The organism is Pseudomonas quercus (assembly GCF_012033695.1).
Lineage (GTDB): Bacteria > Pseudomonadota > Gammaproteobacteria > Pseudomonadales > Pseudomonadaceae > Aquipseudomonas > Aquipseudomonas quercus.
The window spans coordinates 17,607-37,124 of the sequence record NZ_JAAVJI010000016.1 but is presented as its reverse complement, the minus strand read 5'-3'; the positions used below and the strand labels follow the sequence as shown (position 1 = coordinate 37,124).

Below are 19,518 nucleotides of genomic sequence, written 5' to 3'. Positions count from 1 at the left end.
ATCCCCTTGGTATTAAGACGCTTGCCTTGTTTTCGACCATGAATAGGAAAACTTTAGGGCCTTTTTTCGAAAGTAACCCAACGGCAAGGTTCATGCGCCAAGTGTAGAAAAATCGGGGGCCGGCCGCTAGCTCGGCGTAGCTTTACATGGATACCTCCACCTGCCCAGGCCCGGTCACACGCGCTTTGATCACGCGCTGGGAGTTCAGGTTGCGGATGCGGATCTGCTCACTCATTCCGCCATTACTCAACGCTTCGCCCGGCATTTTCACGGCCAGCGTGCCTGCGCGCGCGGTGATGACCACCTGGTCCCCCTTGCGGATCACCTCCGGTTGCTCCACCTGCACAGGGGCCAGTACTTGATCCATTGCCGTCGGTCGGACCACCCGCTGGCCTATGGCTTGGTCCAGGCTAGGTAAAAAGCCCTGGTTCAATTGCCCCACATCGCGTTCCCGCAAGGCTACATCGCCGTCGGCAATCACCGTATCGCGTTTCAATGGGCGGGTGGCCACTACCACGTCCCTATACAACTTGACGCTAGCAGGTACGAAGATGGTCCAGGGTGAGCCGCCCTCGCAGCGTACCCGTACCGTCACGCGGCCCAGCGGAATAGCAGGGGTTTCGAGCTTGGCCGTCAGTTCCCGGTCGCATTGGGGCATGCGCAGGCGGGGGTCCAGGTTCGCGACTTCGATTTCATAACGGCCTTCGGTCTGGCTGGTCGCTAAATAATCTTCCACGGTGAACTCAAGAAACCCTTGTGTCACACCGATAAGCTGTTCGGGCGCTGTGATGTCGTCGGCAAGCAGCCGCCCGGATGCTAACAGACACAAGGTGGCGAACAACCCGTACAGGGTCGCGATCAGATGTCGTGAATATGGCGTTTTCTCGTTCATGGCTATGCTTGAGCAAGCGACGTGCCAAAAATGCGCGCTTGCCTGGCTTGAACGAAACGCCGAGGAGCCGACAGTACAAGGTGGAGGTTTGATATGGCTGGTGTGATGGACTCAGTAAACCAGCGCACGCAACTGGTAGGGCAGAACCGCCTTGAACTGTTGTTGTTCCGTTTGAACGGCAAGCAGTTGTACGGCATTAACGTCTTCAAGGTTCGCGAAGTGCTGCAATGCCCCAAGTTGACGTTGATGCCCAAGTCCAACCCGGTGGTACGTGGGGTGGCCAATATTCGTGGCGCGACTATTCCGATCCTGGACCTGTCCATGGCTACGGGCTCTCGCTCATTGGAAGCGGTACAAGATCCCTTTGTGATCATTACTGAATACAACACCAAGATTCAGGGCTTCCTGGTGCATTCGGTCGAGCGCATCGTGAACATGAACTGGGAGGCCATACAGCCCCCGCCCAAAGGCACCGGTCGCGACCACTATCTTACGGCGGTCACACGGGTGGACAACCAACTGGTCGAAATCATTGACGTGGAAAAGATCCTGGCTGAAGTGTCGCCGGTATCGGAAACCATCAGCAGCGGCGTGATCAACGAGGCCGTGCAGCAAAAAGCAGTCTCGCTGCGGGTCATGACCGTGGACGACTCTTCTGTAGCGCGCAAGCAGGTCAGCCGTTGCCTGGAAACGGTCGGGGTAGAAGTGGTTGCGCTTAACGACGGGCGCCAGGCATTGGACTACCTTCAGGCCATGGTGGCTGAAGGGAAGGATCCGAACGAAGAATTCCTGATGCTGATTTCCGACATTGAAATGCCGGAAATGGACGGCTATACGCTAACGGCCGAAATCCGCAGCGACCCCCGCATGCAGAAGCTTCATATTGTGTTGCACACGTCGCTGTCCGGCGTATTCAACCAGGCGATGGTGAAGAAAGTGGGCGCCGATGACTTCCTAGCCAAATTCCGGCCAGACGATCTCGCCTCGCGCGTGGTCGAACGCATCAATGCAAAAGGGTGACCGGGCTTCGGCCCGGTGCAGATTGAACAATTTCAGAGGCGGCGACATTGGCTACGGCAAATTTGGATTTTGAGCAGTTCCGGGGCTTCCTGGAAAAGGCCTGTGGCATTGTGCTGGGCGAGAACAAGCAATACCTGGTGTCCAGCCGCCTCAACAAGCTCATGGAACAGCAAGGTATCAAGACCTTGGGCGAACTGGTGCAACGCATTCAGACTCAACCCAGGGGCGGGCTGCGTGAGCAAGTAGTGGATGCCATGACCACCAACGAGACCTTGTGGTTTCGGGACACCTACCCCTTCGACGTGATGAAGAACAAGGTGTTGCCTGAAATGATCAAGGCCAGCCCTGGCCAGCGCTTGCGTATCTGGTCGGCAGCCTGCTCGTCGGGGCAAGAGCCCTATTCGCTGTCCATGACGATCGAGGAGTTCACCCAGGCCAACCCAGGGGCGCTTAAAGGCGGCGTGCAGATCACCGCCACTGACCTGTCGCCTTCCATGCTGCTTAACTGCAAAAGCGGCGAGTACGACAGCCTGGCAATCGGTCGCGGCCTGTCCCAAGAGCGCCTGCAACGCTATTTTGACGTGAAGCCGGGCAACCGGTGGGCGGTCAAGGCGCCTATTCGCAGCCGCATTGATTTCAGGCCTATCAACTTGCTTGAAAGCTACGTGTCGCTGGGCAAGTTCGATGTGGTGTTCTGCCGCAACGTGTTGATCTACTTCTCGGCCGAAGTGAAAAAGGACATTCTGTCCCGTATTCACAGCACCCTGAAGCCCGGTGGCTACTTGTTCCTGGGTGCCTCCGAGGCCCTCAACGGCTTGCCCGACAAGTACAAGATGGTCCAGTGCAGCCCTGGCATCATCTACCAGGCGATCTGACCCGCCTGCACTAGAGGCTCTCTCCCAAGGAGCCTCTGTGGTAAATGCAACCGCTCGCCTTGTAGGCGCAAAGCTCTGCTTGCGCAATGAAGGTATGGACAGGGCGGCTTTGCCGTCCAAGCGCAGGCAACGCCTTGCGCCTACGCGCTGTATCCGCCCCCTGCCGGGCAGTATTGCCATGGCCCCTCTTTTGCACCTCCATTCCTGCCAAACATTTTTTCTGGCGCCACTGTTGCGAGTTTGCCGCTTGCCATCGTGAAAACCTAGTCGATTTTCTGACGACAGATTTTCACCTCATACCAGAGGCCCAGTTAAAACAAGGGCTTACAAACTTGGCACAGCAGTTGCTATATCTCTTGCAGCACACACAGTTTCGTCGCAGAGGTACCGATCATGGGCATCAGTTTCGACAAGGCACTCGGCATACACGAGCAGGCGCTTAACTTCCGCGCCCAGCGTGCCGAAGTATTGGCTAACAACCTGGCCAACGCCGACACCCCTAACTACAAGGCACGGGACGTAGATTTTTCGTCTGTGCTGGCTGCACAGGCGGACAAGGTTCAGCACGGCAGTTTTGGCCTTGAGCGTACCAACAGCATGCACATTGATGCCCAGGGCTTGAGCGACGAAGACGGGACCATGCAATACCGCGTACCCACCCAGCCATCGCTGGACCAGAACACGGTAGACGCACAGATCGAGCAAGCCAACTACGCCAAGAACGCTGTGGATTTCCAGGCCAGCTTCACGCTGCTCAACAACAAATTCCGTGGCCTGGTCACGGCCATCAAGGGGGAGTAACCCATGTCGCTTTCCAGCGTATTCAACATTGCCGGTACCGGCATGAGTGCTCAGACCACTCGCCTCAACACCACCGCCAGCAACATCGCCAACGCCGAAACCGTCTCGTCCAGCATCGACCAGACCTACCGTGCGCGCCATCCCGTGTTTGCCACCGTATTGGCCGATCAGGCCGGCGGCACCAGCGGCAGCAGCTCGCTGTTCGACGACCAGGGCAGTGGCGGGCAGGGCGTACAGGTGTCTGGCATCGTTGAAGACCAGAGCAACCTGGAACCCCGCTACGAACCCAACAACCCGGCGGCGAACAAGGACGGGTATGTGTACTACCCCAATGTGAACGTCGTTGAAGAAATGGCCGACATGATTTCCGCAAGCCGGTCTTTCCAGACCAATGCCGACATCATGAACACCGCAAAAACCATGATGCAGAAAGTACTGACGCTGGGTCAGTAAGGGAAAAACCATGACCACTACCTCTGACGCCGCCAGCGCCTCGATACTCTCGCAGTACGCAGTCACCGGCACTGACAAGACCAAGGCCGACACGTCCACAACGTCGAAGACCGGCACGCAAACCATGGGCAAGGACACGTTCCTGCAGTTGCTCGTGACCCAGATGAAGAACCAGAACCCGCTGGACCCTCAGGACAACTCTGAGTTCGTCGCCCAGTTGGCTCAGTTCAGCAGCGTGGAAGGCATCAACAACCTGAACGATACGGTGTCCGGGCTGGCCACCAACTACACCTCTACCCAGTCACTGCAAGCCTCGGCACTGGTGGGTCATTCGGTACTGGCCCAGAACAGCACGGCCACCGTGAACACCAGCACTGGCATGGCAGGCCAGTTCGACCTGGCGTCGTCTACCACCGACGCCACCGTGAAGGTGTATGACGCCAACGGCAACCTGGTGAAGAACATAGACCTGGGCAGCCAGGCTGCAGGCACCGTAGGTTTCACCTGGGACGGCAAGAGCAACGACGGTACGGCGCTTACGTCGGGCACGTATAAATTTGTCGCCAGCGCCACAGTGGATGGCAAAGAAGTTGCACAGACTACGTACCTGCCAGCGACCGTCACAAGTGTGACGGTGGGCAGTACCTCAGGTGACATGAAACTCAAACTGTCGGACGGCTCCAGCGTATCGCTGGCCAACGTCAAAACCATCGGATCGTAAGCCGGCTTATCGGCACTGGAGTCAGCACTATGTCGTTCAATACCGGCCTTAGCGGTCTCAACGCAGCCAACACCGCCCTTAACGTTACTGGCAACAACATTGCCAACGTGGCTACCACGGGCTTCAAGAAGTCGCGTGCCGAATTCGGTGACGTGTACGCCAACTCGCTGTTCCTTGGCAGCTCCAAGAATGGCGTGGGTTCCGGTGTGACCACGGCTGCAATTTCTCAGCAGTTCACTCAAGGCACCATCAGCAGCACCGGTGCCAGCCTGGACATGGCCATCAACGGCAACGGCTTCTTCGTAGTCAGCGATAACGGCAGCAAGGTCTACACCCGGGCCGGCGCGTTTGGCACCGACAAGGAAGGCAACATTGTTGATGCCAGCCAGAACAAGCTGATGGGCTATGGCACCGATTCCAATGGCAAGGTCATTGACGGCGTGCTGACGACCCTCAAGGTAGACACCTCTGCCCTAGCGCCCAAGGCCACCGACACGGTGACCGAAACCATGAACCTGAACTCCAGCAACAGCGTGCCTTCTGTGACGCCGTTCGATGCCAGCGACACCAACAGCTACAACTACACCTTCAGCACAGACATCTACGACAGTCAGGGTAACTCCCACACCATGACTCAGTACTTTGCCAAGGACGACACCAACGCCTGGACCATGTACGCCAACATCGATGGTGTGAACCCGTCGAACCCGGCCTCTACTACGCCTATTTCTGCCAAGATGACGTTCAACTCTGATGGCAGCCTGGCAAGCACCACCAGCAGCGACATGACGGTAGATGCTACCGGCAAGTTCACGCTGACCAACTGGGTGCCTGCGGCCAAGAATGCTGCTGGTGTAATGGCGAGCAACGGTTCTGTGGCGGCCACTGGCGGCGTAACATTTGACATGACTCAGACGTCGTCCTACAACACGACGTCAGCCGTCACGGCCAAATCCCAGGACGGCTACGCCACCGGCAGCCTGTCGTCCTTGTCCATCGACGACAGCGGCAACATTTTCGGTACGTACAGCAACGGCCAGTCCAAGAACATCGGCCAGGTGGCTTTGGCCAACTTCGCCAACGTGCAAGGCCTGACGCCCAACGGTGCTACCGGCTGGCGCGAGTCGTCTGCTTCCGGCGTGCCGATCGTAGGCGCACCTAGCACAGGCACCATGGGCAACCTGACGGCAGGTTCCCTGGAAGACTCCAACGTGGACCTGACCAGCGAACTGGTTAACCTGATCAAGGCGCAAAGCAACTACCAGGCGAACGCCAAGACCATCTCCACCGAAAGCACCATCATGCAGACGATCATTCAGATGACGTGATGTACCAGGGGCGGCGCGCGAAACCGCCGCCCCTGGCCTGGAGTTGCCATGAAAACGTGCCTTCACCTGTTCATGATATTTCTTACCCTTACCAGTGGGCTTGCCGAAGCGGCGCCCGCGCCGTGGTTCACGTATCAAAGCCTGGCCACAGGGCAGTTCGTGTGCCTGCAGCACGATCCAGGCGAGGCTTTCCAACGGTTCGCAGGTCCGTTCCATAATGCCGGGTGCCGGCCGTAGGGGCGGGTGCCTAGGCTTTAAAAATGCTTGTAGGGCCCGGCAAAGCCCGGGAACAACGTAAAACCCGTTCGCCGGCTGCGCCAGCTCCCACACGTTTCACGCATTGCCTGTGGGGGCGAGCGAAGCCCGGGAACAACGTAAAACCGTTCGCCGGCTGCGCCAGCTCCCACACGTTTCACGCATTGCCTGTGGGGCCAGGCAAGGCCCGGGAACAACGTAGAACCCGTTCGCCAGCTCCCACACGTTTCACGCATTGCCTGTGGGGGCGAGCGAAGCCCGGGAACAACGTAAAACCCGTTCGACGGCCGCGCCAGCTTTCACACGTTTCGTGCATTGCCTGTGGGACCGGGCAAAGCCCGGGAACAACGTAAAACCCGTTCGACGGCCGCGCCAGCTTTCACACGTTTCACGCATTGCCTGTGGGGCCAGGCAAGGCCCGGGAACAACGTAGAACCCGTTCGCCGGCTGCGCCAGCTCCCACACGTTTCACGCATTGCCTGTGGGGGTGAGCGAAGCCCGGGAACAACGTAAAACCCGTTCGACGGCCGCGCCAGCTCCCACACGTTTCACGCATTGCCTGTGGGGGCGAGCGAAGCCCGGGAGTAACGTAAAACCCGTTCGCCGGCTGCGCCGTTTCGCGCATTACCTGTGGGACCGGGCAAAGCCCGGGAATAATGTAAAACCCGTTCGGCGGCTGTGTCAGGCCTACATGGGGGTGCGGCACCGCTCCGCTGTCAGTAAATCTACGTCGCTACCCCGTTGATCCCGTGGGCACCGTCGAGATCCCGCCATTTTTATCCCGTCATTATTCTGTCGAAACCATGAAAGTGCCTGAATAGAGCCTTCTAAGGCTTTTATCAGAACTTGGCCCGCCTATTGCTATGTCTCTGGTACACAGCTACTCAGCGGCCTTTGCCGCCAAGGAGACCACCATGGATAAAATGCTTTACGTCGCCATGTCTGGCGCTAGCCAGAACGCCCTCGCGCAGAAGGCCCACGCCAACAACCTTGCCAACGTGTCCACCAATGGTTTCCAGAAGGACCTGGAGCAAGCCCGCTCCATGCCGGTGTTCGGCGACACGTTGCCCTCGCGCGCCTACGCCATGACCGAGCGCCCAGCCACTGACCTGAGCGGCGGGCCGATGATCGCCACGGGTCGCGACCTGGACGTCGCCATTGGCGGGGAAGGGTGGATTGCCGTGCAAGCCCCAGACGGTTCCGAAGCCTACACCAAGAGTGCCAGCCTGAACGTAGATGCCTTGGGCGTGTTGCGTACCAGCACCGGCATGGCCGTGATGGGCAATGGCGGCCCGATTGCCGTGCCACCTGAAGAGCAGATCGACGTTGGCCAGGACGGCACCATCAGCATTCGTTCCCTGGGCCAGGCGCCTTCAGTAATGGCCGTGGTTGACCGTATCAAGACCGTGAATCCGAAAGCCGCTGACCTTACCAAAGGCACCGACGGCTTGATCCATACCAAAAGCGGCCAGCCGGCCGACATGGACGGCCAGGTACAAATGACGTCCGGCTTCCTGCAAGGCAGCAACGTGAATGCGGTTGAAGAGATGACCCAAGTGATGGCCCTTTCCAAGCAGTTTGAAATGCACATCAAAATGATGACGACTGCCAAGGAAGACGATGAAGCAATGGCACGGGTCCTGCAAAGCTAGTCGTAACCCACACGTTTCTTGACGCTGCCTTTTTTGACACACCGGCGCAGGCCTAGCCACCGCCCGAAGGAGAACACCCCATGCTTCCAGCACTCTACGTCAGCAAGACCGGCCTGGCTGCCCAGGACACCAACCTGACCACCATCTCCAACAACCTGGCGAACGTGTCCACCACCGGTTTCAAGAAAGACCGCGCCGAGTTCCAGGACCTGCTCTACCAGGTAAAACGCCAGCCGGGTGCTCAATCCACCCAGGATAGCGAACTGCCGTCAGGCCTGCAGGTGGGTACCGGTGTGCGCATTGTGGGCACCCAGAAAAACTTTACGGCCGGTAGCCTGCAAACCACTGACCAGCCTCTGGACATGGCTGTGAACGGCCGTGGTTTCTTCCAGGTCATGCAGCCCGATGGCACCATTTCCTACACCCGTGACGGTACGTTCCACCTGAACTCGGACGGCCAGATCGTGACCGCCAATGGTTTGGCCTTGCAACCGGCCATTACGGTGCCTGCCGAAGCCCAGACCTTTACCGTAGGCACGGACGGTACGGTGTCCATCACCACCACCGGCAGCGCCACTGCGCAGGTGATCGGCAACGTACAAACCGCCGACTTCATCAACCCGGCCGGCCTGCAATCCATCGGCGGCAACCTGTACCTGGAAACCGCAGCCAGCGGCGCGCCCAACGTGGGTACCCCAGGTTTGAACGGCTTTGGCACCGTACTGCAGAACACCCTGGAAAACTCCAACGTCAGCACGGTGGAAGAGTTGGTGAACATGATTACCACCCAGCGTGCCTACGAAATGAACTCCAAAGTGATCTCCACCGCAGACCAGATGCTGCAGTACGTCACCCAGAACCTGTAATCCCAGCATCCCTAAACGCTTGCTCAAACGCCTGAAGGATCAGTTACACCGTGAGGTTGGAGTCATGAATCGTCTGTCTGCTGTGTTGTTGTTGGCCGGTGCTGCCGCATTGAGTGGCTGCATGTCACCGCCCCCCAAGGCGAACGACCCGTACTACGCCCCTGTGCTGCCGCGTACGCCGCTGCCAGCCGCGTCCAACAACGGCTCGATCTACCAGGCCGGCTTTGACCAGAACCTGTACACCGACCGCAAGGCGTTCCGGGTGGGCGACATCATCACCATCACCTTGGCCGAGAGAACGTCGGCGAGCAAAAGCGCCAACTCCAAGGTGACCAAGAGCAGCAGCAACAAGATCGGCCTGACCTCGCTGTTTGGCGGGAGCGGCACCACCAACAATCCCTTGGGCGGCGCTGACCTGGGCCTGGATGCCGGCTACAGCGGGGACCGTACCACCAACGGCGACGCCAAGGCGGCCCAGGGTAATAGCCTTACCGGTTCGATCACCGTGACCGTGGCCGATGTGTTGCCCAACGGGATCATTTCGGTTCGTGGCGAGAAGTGGCTCACCCTCAACACCGGGCAGGAACTGGTACGTATTGCTGGCCTGATTCGTGCAGATGACATTGCAACCGACAATACCGTGTCGTCGACCCGTGTGGCCGATGCGCGCATCACCTACTCCGGCACCGGCTCCTTCGCTGAAGCCAGCCAGCCTGGGTGGTTGGATCGGTTCTTCGCCAGCCCGTACTTCCCCTTCTGAGTGTGCATGACCATGTTGAATTTCAAGCAGTTGGTGGCGGCATCCCTGTTGTGCTTGACCGCGCTCGGTGCCCACGCCGAACGCCTCAAGGACATCGCCAGCATTCAGGGCGTACGTAGCAACCAGCTGATCGGCTACGGTTTGGTCGTGGGCCTGAGCGGCAGCGGCGACCAGACCACCCAAACGCCGTTCACCCTGCAGACGTTCAACAACATGCTGGCCCAGTTCGGTATCAAAGTACCTACAGGCACCAGCTCTGCCCAGCTCAAGAACGTGGCAGCCGTGGCGATCCACGCTGACCTGCCGCCGTTCTCCAAGCCAGGGCAAACCATTGATATCACTGTGTCGTCCATCGGTAACTCCAAGAGCCTGCGCGGTGGCAGCCTGCTGATGACGCCCCTCAAGGGGATCGACGGCAACGTGTACGCCATCGCCCAAGGCAACCTGGTAGTGGGTGGTTTTGACGCTGAAGGCAAGGACGGCTCGAAAATCACCGTCAACGTGCCTTCGGCAGGTCGGATTCCTGGCGGCGCAACGGTAGAGCGTTCAGTGCCCAGTGGCTTCGACCAAGGCAATTTCCTGACCATGAACCTGAATCGCCCGGACTTCACCACCGCCAAGCACATTGTGGACAAGGTCAACGAATTACTTGGCGCGGGAGTTGCAAGTGCAGTGGACGGGGGATCGGTTCGGGTGACCGCGCCGCTTGATCCCAACCAGCGTGTGGACTACCTGTCGATACTGGAAAACCTTGAAGTAGACCCCGGCCAGGCCATGGCCAAGGTCATTATCAACTCTCGCACCGGCACTATCGTGATCGGGCAGAACGTCAAGGTTACGCCAGCGGCAGTGACTCACGGCAGTTTGACAGTGACGATCACCGAAGACCCGATCGTCAGCCAGCCCGGACCGTTGTCCAATGGCCAGACCGCTGTAGTGCCACGCTCGAAGGTGAACGCTGAACAGGAGGCCAAGCCCATGTTCAAGTTCGGCCCCGGAACCACGCTTGATGAGATCGTGCGCGCAGTCAACCAGGTTGGCGCTGCGCCCAGTGACCTGATGGCTATTCTCGAAGCCTTGAAGCAGGCCGGTGCGTTGCAAGCCGACCTGATCGTAATCTGAGGGTAATCAGCATGGACATGCCGTCTGGGGGTGTTTCGTCCGGTAAAGACTCCGGCGCCTATACCGACCTGAACCGGTTGAGTTCGCTCAAGGTGGGCGATCGCGACAGCGACGCCAACCTGCGCAAGGTGGCCCAGGAATTTGAATCGGTATTTGTGGGCCAGATGCTCAAGTCCATGCGCTCGGCCAACGATGTGCTGGCCAAAGACAACCCCATGAACACCGAAGCCGTGAAGCAGTACCAGGACATGTATGACCAGCAGCTGTCGGTCAGCCTGTCCCATACGGGCAACGGCATCGGCTTGCAAGACGTGCTCATGCGTCAGCTGTCCAAGACCAAGGACGCCTCCCATACAGGCGCCAACCCCTTCGCACGCCCGGACAGCACCACCCATGCCTTGGGCGCCGTACGCAACGGCTCTGCTGAAGCGCATTCGGCTGCAGCTTCAGCGCACAACGACATGGCGATGCTCAACCAGCGCCGCCTGGCCTTGCCTAGCAAGTCGGTGGACCGCCTGTTGGCGGGCATCGTACCGGGCGAGACCGAAGCGACCACGCGCAACACCCTGGTCCGTGGCGACGCGCCCCATGCGAACCTGCTACACCCGCAAAACCTGAACAACCGTATCAATGTACCGGCTACTGCGCCCAGCAGCATCGCGACGGCGGTGGCCAATGCCCACGCCAGTACGGCGGACAACGCAGTTGGCGCCGAGACTGCAGGCGCCTATGGCGACTGGACCAAGGATTACGCCACGGCGCCCAAGGCCGCCGACACCGGCACCCGCACGCTTGCCCAGGTGCCGTTGGCACCGGGTAAGGCGGCCTTCGCCTCGCACGACGATTTTATCAACACCATGTTGCCCATGGCGCAGGAAGCCGCTGCGCGCATTGGCGTGGACCCCAAAGTGTTGGTGGCCCAGGCGGCGCTTGAAACCGGCTGGGGTAAGTCGGTACTGCGCGACAGCGACGGCAGCAGCTCCCACAACCTGTTCAACATCAAGGCAGGTTCCAGCTGGAAAGGCGATACCACGCGTGCGGTTACCGCCGAATACGAGGGTGGCCAGGTGGTCAAGGAATCGGCGCAATTCCGCGCCTATGACTCCTTCGCCGACAGCTTCCATGACCTGGTCAATCTGCTGCAGAACAACGATCGCTATCAAGATGTTGTGAAGTCGGCCGATAACCCGGAACAGTTTGTTAAAGAGTTGCAAAAGGCCGGATACGCGACCGACCCGCACTACGCGAGCAAGATCGCCTCCATCGCCAAGCAGCTCCAGGGCTATGAGAACTTCGCGTCAAGCGGCTCATCCACGACTTTGTAAGGTTTGAACCATGGCGAATCTGATCAACATCGGCTTGTCGGGGCTGTCTACCAGCCAGGCGGCGCTGACCACTACCAGTAACAACATCTCCAACGTGAACACGGCCGGTTATTCGCGCCAGTCCACGGTGTCCCAGGCGGGCGCGCTGCAAAGCATTGGCGGTGCAGGCTACGTGGGCAGTGGTACCACCCTGGCCGAAGTGCGTCGGATCTACAGCTCCTACCTGCAGAACCAGGTATCGAGCAGTACGGCCCTGGATTCGGAAGCCAGCACCCTGTCGACCAACGCTGCGACCCTGGATTCGCTTTTGTCAGACAAAGCCACCGGTGTCACGTCGGTGCTGTCTGACTTCTTTACCTCGCTCCAGACCTCAGCCGCGGCCCCCAGCGATACGGCGTCGCGCCAGTTGCTGGCTACCGCAGCTTCGACCCTGACCAACCGTTTCAACACCATCGCTACGCAAATGAACACGTCCATGACGGACGTGAACAGCCAGCTCACCTCCCTGTCGGGGCAGGTGAACACCCTGAGCAAATCCATTGCGGCGCTGAACCAGCAGATCGTTTCTGCCAGCGGCACGGGTAGCCCTACCAGCCTGTTGGACTCCCGGGACGAGGCTGTACGTCAGCTCAACCAGCTCGTGGGCGTGACCGTACAGCAGCGCGACGGCCAGTACGACGTGTACATGGGCACCGGCCAGGCGTTGGTGTCGGGTACGTCGGCCAATACCCTGACCGCTCAACCCACAGTCGCCGACCCCACGGCCTATGGGTTGACCGTCAACTACGCCAGCTACAGCACCGACGTGACCACGGTGGCCAGCGGCGGCCAGATCGGCGGCCTGCTGCGGTATCGCAACGATGTGCTGCAACCGGCCCAGAATGAAATCGGCCGCCTGGCCATGGTGGTCAGCGACGCCGTCAATACCCAGCTGGGGCAGGGCGTGGATGCCAATGGCAACTTCGGCTCCAGCCTGTTCTCCAGCATCAACACCGACACGGCCATTGCTGGCCGTAGCCAGGCCTCGTCCAGGAACAGCGACGGCTCGGGCAACCTGAATGTCACCATTACGGATACCAGCAAGCTCACCGCCTACAACTACGGCGTGAAGTTCTCTGACAGCAACACGTACACCGTAACCCGTTCGGATGGCACCTCCATGGGTAGCCACACCTTGGACGAGGACCCGGCGCCAAGCTTCGATGGCTTCACGCTGGCACTCAAGGGCAATGCCCTGACTAAAGGCGATAGCTTTACGGTCACCCCGACGCGTAATGGCGCCGGCCAGATCAGCACCACCTTGACCGACGTGTCCAAATTGGCCTTTGCGGCCCCGCTGGCGACCACCAGTGGCTCGGGCAACAGCGGCACCGGTAGCGTGACCCAGCCTACGCTGACCACGCGGCTGGATGTGTACGACAGCACTGGCCTGGCCAAAACCCAGACGGGTCTACAGAACGGCTTGCCGGTGAAGTTGGTGTTCGGTGCGGCCAGCAATGGCAGCCAGGGCTATACGGTCTATAACGCCAGTGGCGTAGGTATCGGCAGCGGCACCATTGTGCCCAACCAGACCAACACCCTGAATGTCGCTGTTCCGCTGCTGGATGACAGTGGTGCCGCCATGCTCGATGCTGACGGCAAAGCCATGACCGCCAGCTTCCAGATGAACATCAGCGGCTCACCGGCTGCCAAGGACAGTTACACCGTTGCTTTCAACAGCAATGGCGCCTCCGACAACCGCAACGCCACCGCCATACTGAACCTGCAGAATGCCAAAACGGTAGGTACCCAGTCTGGTGGCGGTGTGAGCATGACCGGCGCTTATGCCAAGCTGGTGGAAGACGTTGGGGCCAAGGCCGCGCAGGCCAGCAGTGATGCAACTGCAACCGCATCAGTGCTCAAGTCCGCCACCTCCAGCCGGGACTCGGTGGCAGGTGTGAACCTGGACGAAGAAGCCGCAGACTTGGTCAAGTTTCAGCAGTACTACACGGCGTCCTCGCAGATCATCAAGACTGCGCAGGAAGTTTTCTCCACCCTGCTCAACGCCTTGTAAGGGAGCGGACGACATGCGTATTTCCACTGGCCAGTACTTCGCCAACAGCTCTGCCACCTATACCAAGAACTTCGCCGACACGGCCAAGACGCAGAACCAGATCAGCTCCGGCCAACGCATCCAGACGGCAGCGGATGATCCGGTAGGCGCGGCCAAACTGCTGCAGCTTCGCCAGCAAAGCGCGGTGCTGGACCAGTACAAAGGCAACATCACCAGCGCTACCAACTCGCTGTCGTCTGAAGAAAGTGTGCTGGCCAACATCACCACGGCGCTGCAACGTGCGGGCGAGTTGGCGATCCAGGGCGGCAACGGCGCCCAGACTGACGACGACCGTGCGTCCATTGCCAGTGAGATCGGCCAGATCAAGGACACCGTCTTTGGCTTGCTCAACACCAAAGACTCAAACGGCCAGTACCTGTTCTCCGGGTCCAAGACCTCCACGCAGCCGTATTCGCTCAACAGCGATGGCAGCTACACCTATCAAGGCGACGAGACCCAGCTAAGCCTTCAGGTGTCTGACAACCTGTCGGTAGCGACCAACGATTCCGGGTTCAGCATTTTTGATCTGGCTACCAATACCAGCCGTACCCAGACCACCCAGGTATCCCCTGCGACCGTGGATGGCAAACTGACGGTATCGGCCGGTCAAATGACCTCCATGACCAGCTACAACACCCAGTTTGCCAAAGGTGAACCCTATTCGCTCACCTTCACCAGCGGCACCCAGTACACACTAACGGATGCCAGCGGCAACGACGTCACAGCGCAGTCGGGCGGGAAGGGGACGTACAATTCCGCGAAGGAAGGGGGTGACACCATCAGCCTGTACGGCGTGAACTTTATGGTGAACACCAACGTGGCCAAGACCGAAAGTGCTGATACGGTGCTGGCCGGGCGCACGTTCAGCCTCAAGACCACACCGGATACCATCACGGCCAACCGCCTGGCGGGTAATACCTCCACGGCGCAAATGACCGCAGGTTCGGTGACGAACGCTGCCACCTACACGGCAGGCTTCCCCACCAACGGTGCCTTGATCAAGTTCACCAGCGCCAGCAGCTACCAGGTGTTCGCGCAGCCTGTGACCGACAGCAGCAAGCCCATTACCACCGGCGCCTACGACGGTAGCGGCTCACTGACCACCGCAGGCGTGACCTTCAACATCAGTGGCACGCCAGCCACCAGTGATCAGTTTACGGTCAGTGCCAATACCCACAGCACCCAGAACGTGCTGGACACGCTGAACCAGCTGCAAGTGGCCCTGAATACGCCAACCGCTAACAACCCGGCAGCGCAACTCAAGCTGCGCAATTCGCTGGAGTCTGCGGTAGGCAACCTGCAATCGGCCACTAACCGTGTGGACGTGACACGTGGCTCCATTGGTGCGCGGGAAAACGCCCTGCAAATCCAGAGCGACCAGATCACCAGCCTGCACACGGCCAACGCCACCACCCAGTCCCAGATCGGCGATACCGACCTGGCCGAAGCGACCACGCAGTTGACCTTGCAGCAGACCATGTTGCAGGCCGCCCAACTGTCCTTCGCCAAGATCTCGCAGCTGAACCTGTTCGACCGGCTGTAAGCTACGCGGCCTTATAGCCCCAGGCGAACCTGGGGCAAGCCCTGCTTTATCGAGCCGCCAGCACCACCCTGTGTTGTAACAGGTGTGGGCTGGCGGCTTTCTTATGGCGGTGATTTTTCCGTCACCTAACCGGCACCACTTTTGCAACAAGCGACCAATGGCATCGATGCCGTCATTTTTCTGGCCGCGCGCAGTTTTCAGTGGCCATCAGGCGAGTTCCTCATGAAATCGACACCCCTGGTCACCATCGCCATCCTGGTCAGCAGTGCGACCCATTTCTACCGTGCCCTTCATAGCGCCCTTGGGCAAAACTACCCTGCGCTGGAAATCATTGTCAGTGACAGCTCGGGCGACCCTGAAGTGGCTCGCCTGGTAGAAGAGGCCAAAGGCCGTACCACCGTCCCTTTGCGCGTGCAGGTTCATGCTACGAAGCTGGCCTACCCAGCGAACGTGGAATGGGCGTTGGGCAAGGCGAAGGGCACCTATGTCAAGTTTCTGCATGGGGACGATTGGCTGTTGCCGTCATTGGTAGCGCGCCAGGCCCAGGTACTGCAGGCCTACCCGGAGGCCGGAATCTGCGCGGCCTTGCGCTGGTTCGCAGACCCGGATGGGGTGATGTTGCCGATCCGGGTGGAAAACCAATCCCTGCTGGCGGGCGATGCCTTGCTCAAAGGCGGGGACGTGCTGTCGTTTTTCCAGGACTGGTCCCTCAATTTCATTGGCAGCCTTAGCACAACACTGCTGCGGCGAGAGTACCTCAAGCGTGTAGTCCCCATGCTCGCGAGCCCCGACAGCGAGCTGATAGTGGCGTTCGACCTGGCGTTGTATATCAGTATTCTGCGCCATGGCCACCTGGCGGTCATCAATCAGCAGCTGTGCGCCGAGCGCCTGGAGCCCGCCCGATACCGCGGCCTGGACGTGGAGAAACGCCAGGTGCTGGAGCATGCCGTGATTGCCCAGCTTATCAGCCAGCTGGGCGGAGAGCGTTCGCCATGGCCAGGGTCTGTGCGCATTGCGGACCTGGCTCTGCCGCCTGTTCCCGAGGCTAAGCGCCCGTATGCCGAGCTGCCCATGATGCGCCTGTTGCAGGTCCAGAAGATGACCCAGGCTGAACACATTGGTGCAAATGCCACCAGCTTTGCCCACATGTACCAGGAGTGGCTGGCCCAACGAACATTTTCGGAGGCAGGTCAGGCACTGGTCGAGGAGCGAGTGAACGGCTGGGCACACAAGCCGCAGATACTGCCGGTGATCCTGGCCCGCGAAGGCAACACCGGCGTGCAAGCCACCCTGGACAGCCTGGCGGCTCAGCGCTATGGGGCGTGCGGGTGCCTGGTATTGTCCAGCACGCAGCACGCTTTGGAGATGCAGGGCGACCACCTGTTCGCGCCCTTGCACCAGGATTGGCCGGTACAGCTGAACGAATTGCTGGTGCAGCTGGAGGGTTTTGACTGGTTCTACCTGCTGGAAGCCGGTGACACCCTTGTGCCCCATGCATTGCTGCTGCTGGCTGAGCGCATCGTTACCCGCGAGGCCATTCAGGCCTGTTACAGCGACGAAGACCGGCTCGACCCTGCCACGCCGGAGCCGGTGTTCAAACCCGACTTCAACCTGGACCTGCTGCGCGCCTACCCTTACGTAGGGCGGGCTGTGGCCTTTTCCCGACAGGGGTTTGCCGAGGTGGGGGGGCTGGACCCTTCAGCCGGGGAAACGGCTGCCGCGGACCTGGCCTTGCGCATGGCCGAACACTTTGGCCTGGCCGCCGTGCACCACATTCCCGAAGTGCTGCTGCATGCCCAACTGCCTTATGCCGGCTGGTTGAGCGAGAGCAGCGTAGTGCAAGGCCATACGGCCATGGTGGCCAACCACCTGGCCCGGCTGGGCCAGGCCTACGAATGGCGACCTGCCGAAGTGGGCGGCTTTCTGCGTGTGAACTACCTGCATGAACAGCGGCCCCTGGTCTCGATCCTGCTGTTAAGCCTGGATAACCCCACGCAATTGCAGGCCTGCCTGGACAGCTTGCTGGCCAAGACGGGCTACAGCCATTACGAACTGCTTATTGGCACCACGGCCAACGAGTCTGCCAGCAGCCGGGCCTGGTTGCAGGCATTGGTCGACATTGGTCAAGGGCGCATTCGCGTACTGGATCATGCGGCGGGTGGTGTGAAGGGTGAACGTTTCAATGCCTTGGCCGAGCAGGCGAAAGGCGAATACCTGCTAATGCTGAGCGCAGACTGCCAGGCCCTTGAGGACCGCTGGCTGGAGGAAATGCTGGCCATTGCACAGCGACCGGAAATTGGCGTGACCGGGGCCAAGCTGGTGGGCGCGGATGGCCGAGTGGAGCATGCCGGGCTGATTCTCGGCATGCGTGGCATCGCCGGTTCCCCCTTTATAGGCGAGTCCGCCACGGCCCGCGGCTATCTGCAGCGCCTGGTGGTGCCACAGAACTTCAGTGCCGTGAGCCTGAACTGCATGATGGTTCGCCGCAGCCTGTTCGACAGCTTGGGCGGCCTGGCTACCGGCCTGTTTGGCGAGCACTGTGCCGACGTGGACTTCTGCCTGCGAGCGGCGGATGCTGGCTCGCTGGTGGCCTGGACCCCTGAAGCTGTAGTGGGTTATCGCGCCTCATTGGAAAACATCCCTCAGCTACGCCCTGGTTACGAAGACGCTGCCGTCCAGGCTTGCCAACGTTGGCTACCGCGCCTGCTGGCAGACCCCGCCTACAACCCTAACCAGACACTTAACAGCGTCAGCTACGGGCTGGACGCGGGTGTACAGGGGGCCTGGCAACCGTTCGAGCAGCGCTTGCGGCCCCACCTTCTGGGGCTGTCCATCAACCCCGGTGCGGTGGGCCATTACCGCCTGATCAAGCCGTTCCAGGAGCTGGAGCGGGCGCAGCTGGTAACAGGCCTGATCTACCATGGCGCGCCCTCCGTGACGGAAATAGGCCGGTTCAAACCCGACGCCGTGATTTTCCAGGGCCGCTTCAGCGCCCGTGCCATAGAAGGTATCACTACCTTCAAGCAGTTCTCCTCGGCGTACCGCGTGTTCGAGATCGACGACTACCTGCTGGACGTGCCGGGCGCCAACGAACACAAACGCTTTGTGGCCAAGGAAATCAAGGATTCGCTACGCCGCGGTATCGGGATGTGCGACCGGCTCGTGGTCTCGACCCAAACCCTGGCCGAAGTGATGGGCGACATGAGCCAGGATGTTCGCGTGGTCCCCAACATGCTCCCGCCTGAGCGCTGGGCTCACCTGCAAGGCCGCCACCGCGCCGGCAAGAAGCCGCGCGTAGGCTGGGGCGGCGGTACCAGCCATACCGGGGACCTGCTACTGATCAAGGACGTAGTCAAGGCCCTGGCCACTGAGGTGGATTGGGTGTTCTTCGGCATGTGCCCGGACGAACTGCGCCCCTACATTCACGAATACCACCCACCTGTGCCCTTGGACCTGTACCCGGCCAAGCTCGCCAGCCTGGACTTCGACCTGGCCGTCGCCCCCCTTGAACAGCACATTTTCAATGACTGCAAGAGCAACCTGCGCCTGCTGGAGTATGGGGCGTGCGGGTTCCCGGTGGTGTGCACCGAAACCCGCAGTTACCGCGGCAGCCTGCCGGTGACCTTGGTGAGCAGCAATACCACTGAAGAATGGATTGCCGCCATTCGCTCACACCTGGCCGACCCGGTTGCCAGTGCCGCCCAAGGGCTGGCCCTGCGAGCGGCCATTCACCAAAACTTCATGCTGCATGGGCCAGCGCTCCACCGCTGGCTGGAGGCCTGGACGGGCCAGTAGGGCACGCCAGGCTGTTGG

General features: G+C 60.1%; 16 protein-coding genes. 15 read left to right on the top strand and 1 reads right to left on the bottom strand.

The window, feature by feature from the left end:
- Positions 1 to 142 precede the first annotated feature (142 nt).
- A complete protein-coding gene (flgA, locus tag HBH25_RS20065; protein WP_168085713.1) occupies positions 143 to 892 on the bottom strand; it encodes a flagellar basal body P-ring formation chaperone FlgA in 750 nt (249 codons plus the stop codon).
- Between the two features lie 93 nt (positions 893 to 985).
- Here flgA and HBH25_RS20060 point away from each other — a divergent pair, with 93 nt between their 5' ends.
- The 15 genes from HBH25_RS20060 (at position 986) to HBH25_RS19990 (ending at position 19,500) form a co-directional block, all read left to right on the top strand.
- Positions 986 to 1,912, top strand: coding sequence for a chemotaxis protein CheV (locus HBH25_RS20060; protein ID WP_168085712.1), 927 nt, complete (start codon positions 986 to 988; stop codon positions 1,910 to 1,912).
- Between the two features lie 47 nt (positions 1,913 to 1,959).
- Entirely contained in the window at positions 1,960 to 2,787 is an 828-nt protein-coding gene (gene cheR / locus HBH25_RS20055; RefSeq protein ID WP_168085711.1) for a protein-glutamate O-methyltransferase CheR, read from the top strand.
- Between the two features lie 393 nt (positions 2,788 to 3,180).
- Entirely contained in the window at positions 3,181 to 3,588 is a 408-nt protein-coding gene (gene flgB / locus HBH25_RS20050; RefSeq protein ID WP_168085710.1) for a flagellar basal body rod protein FlgB, read from the top strand.
- 3 nt (positions 3,589 to 3,591) lie between these two features.
- Positions 3,592 to 4,041: a flagellar basal body rod protein FlgC gene (flgC, locus tag HBH25_RS20045; protein ID WP_168085709.1), complete on the top strand. Its 450-nt coding sequence runs from the start codon at positions 3,592 to 3,594 to the stop codon at positions 4,039 to 4,041.
- A 10-nt stretch (positions 4,042 to 4,051) separates the two neighbouring features.
- Positions 4,052 to 4,762 carry a flagellar hook assembly protein FlgD gene (locus HBH25_RS20040; protein WP_168085708.1) on the top strand — a complete coding sequence of 237 codons (711 nt, stop codon included), beginning with the start codon at positions 4,052 to 4,054 and terminating at the stop codon, positions 4,760 to 4,762.
- Between the two features lie 29 nt (positions 4,763 to 4,791).
- Positions 4,792 to 6,090 (top strand): flagellar hook protein FlgE, encoded by a 1,299-nt coding sequence (gene flgE, locus HBH25_RS20035; protein ID WP_168085707.1) that lies wholly within the window; start codon positions 4,792 to 4,794, stop codon positions 6,088 to 6,090.
- 48 nt (positions 6,091 to 6,138) lie between these two features.
- Entirely contained in the window at positions 6,139 to 6,327 is a 189-nt protein-coding gene (locus HBH25_RS20030) for a hypothetical protein (protein WP_168085687.1), read from the top strand.
- Positions 6,328 to 7,259: 932 nt separating this feature from the next.
- Positions 7,260 to 7,997, top strand: a complete 738-nt coding sequence (locus HBH25_RS20025) for a flagellar basal body rod protein FlgF (RefSeq protein WP_168085706.1) — start codon at positions 7,260 to 7,262, stop codon at positions 7,995 to 7,997.
- Positions 7,998 to 8,077: 80 nt separating this feature from the next.
- Positions 8,078 to 8,863, top strand: a complete 786-nt coding sequence (flgG, locus tag HBH25_RS20020; protein ID WP_168085705.1) for a flagellar basal-body rod protein FlgG — start codon at positions 8,078 to 8,080, stop codon at positions 8,861 to 8,863.
- A gap of 64 nt (positions 8,864 to 8,927) precedes the next feature.
- A complete protein-coding gene (gene flgH, locus HBH25_RS20015) occupies positions 8,928 to 9,623 on the top strand; it encodes a flagellar basal body L-ring protein FlgH (protein ID WP_168085704.1) in 696 nt (231 codons plus the stop codon).
- Between the two features lie 12 nt (positions 9,624 to 9,635).
- On the top strand, positions 9,636 to 10,745 hold the full coding sequence (locus tag HBH25_RS20010) for a flagellar basal body P-ring protein FlgI (protein WP_168085777.1): 1,110 nt from the start codon (positions 9,636 to 9,638) through the stop codon (positions 10,743 to 10,745).
- Positions 10,746 to 10,756: 11 nt separating this feature from the next.
- Positions 10,757 to 12,070 carry a flagellar assembly peptidoglycan hydrolase FlgJ gene (gene flgJ / locus HBH25_RS20005; RefSeq protein ID WP_168085703.1) on the top strand — a complete coding sequence of 438 codons (1,314 nt, stop codon included), beginning with the start codon at positions 10,757 to 10,759 and terminating at the stop codon, positions 12,068 to 12,070.
- A gap of 10 nt (positions 12,071 to 12,080) precedes the next feature.
- Positions 12,081 to 14,123 carry a flagellar hook-associated protein FlgK gene (flgK, locus tag HBH25_RS20000; RefSeq protein WP_168085702.1) on the top strand — a complete coding sequence of 681 codons (2,043 nt, stop codon included), beginning with the start codon at positions 12,081 to 12,083 and terminating at the stop codon, positions 14,121 to 14,123.
- Positions 14,124 to 14,136: 13 nt separating this feature from the next.
- Positions 14,137 to 15,705 (top strand): flagellar hook-associated protein 3, encoded by a 1,569-nt coding sequence (locus tag HBH25_RS19995; protein WP_168085701.1) that lies wholly within the window; start codon positions 14,137 to 14,139, stop codon positions 15,703 to 15,705.
- A 222-nt stretch (positions 15,706 to 15,927) separates the two neighbouring features.
- The gene (locus tag HBH25_RS19990) at positions 15,928 to 19,500 is read left to right on the top strand and encodes a glycosyltransferase (RefSeq protein WP_168085700.1); all 3,573 of its coding nucleotides are present in this window, start codon (positions 15,928 to 15,930) and stop codon (positions 19,498 to 19,500) included.
- Positions 19,501 to 19,518: the final 18 nt, after the last annotated feature.

Coding starts and splice junctions, on each gene's coding strand:
- flgA (WP_168085713.1), bottom strand. CDS start 892: ATGAACGAGAAAACGCCATATTCACGACATCTGATCGCGACCCTGTAC.
- HBH25_RS20060 (WP_168085712.1), top strand. CDS start 986: ATGGCTGGTGTGATGGACTCAGTAAACCAGCGCACGCAACTGGTAGGG.
- flgB (WP_168085710.1), top strand. CDS start 3,181: ATGGGCATCAGTTTCGACAAGGCACTCGGCATACACGAGCAGGCGCTT.
- flgC (WP_168085709.1), top strand. CDS start 3,592: ATGTCGCTTTCCAGCGTATTCAACATTGCCGGTACCGGCATGAGTGCT.
- HBH25_RS20040 (WP_168085708.1), top strand. CDS start 4,052: ATGACCACTACCTCTGACGCCGCCAGCGCCTCGATACTCTCGCAGTAC.
- flgE (WP_168085707.1), top strand. CDS start 4,792: ATGTCGTTCAATACCGGCCTTAGCGGTCTCAACGCAGCCAACACCGCC.
- HBH25_RS20030 (WP_168085687.1), top strand. CDS start 6,139: ATGAAAACGTGCCTTCACCTGTTCATGATATTTCTTACCCTTACCAGT.
- HBH25_RS20025 (WP_168085706.1), top strand. CDS start 7,260: ATGGATAAAATGCTTTACGTCGCCATGTCTGGCGCTAGCCAGAACGCC.
- flgG (WP_168085705.1), top strand. CDS start 8,078: ATGCTTCCAGCACTCTACGTCAGCAAGACCGGCCTGGCTGCCCAGGAC.
- flgH (WP_168085704.1), top strand. CDS start 8,928: ATGAATCGTCTGTCTGCTGTGTTGTTGTTGGCCGGTGCTGCCGCATTG.
- HBH25_RS20010 (WP_168085777.1), top strand. CDS start 9,636: ATGTTGAATTTCAAGCAGTTGGTGGCGGCATCCCTGTTGTGCTTGACC.
- flgJ (WP_168085703.1), top strand. CDS start 10,757: ATGGACATGCCGTCTGGGGGTGTTTCGTCCGGTAAAGACTCCGGCGCC.
- flgK (WP_168085702.1), top strand. CDS start 12,081: ATGGCGAATCTGATCAACATCGGCTTGTCGGGGCTGTCTACCAGCCAG.
- HBH25_RS19995 (WP_168085701.1), top strand. CDS start 14,137: ATGCGTATTTCCACTGGCCAGTACTTCGCCAACAGCTCTGCCACCTAT.
- HBH25_RS19990 (WP_168085700.1), top strand. CDS start 15,928: ATGAAATCGACACCCCTGGTCACCATCGCCATCCTGGTCAGCAGTGCG.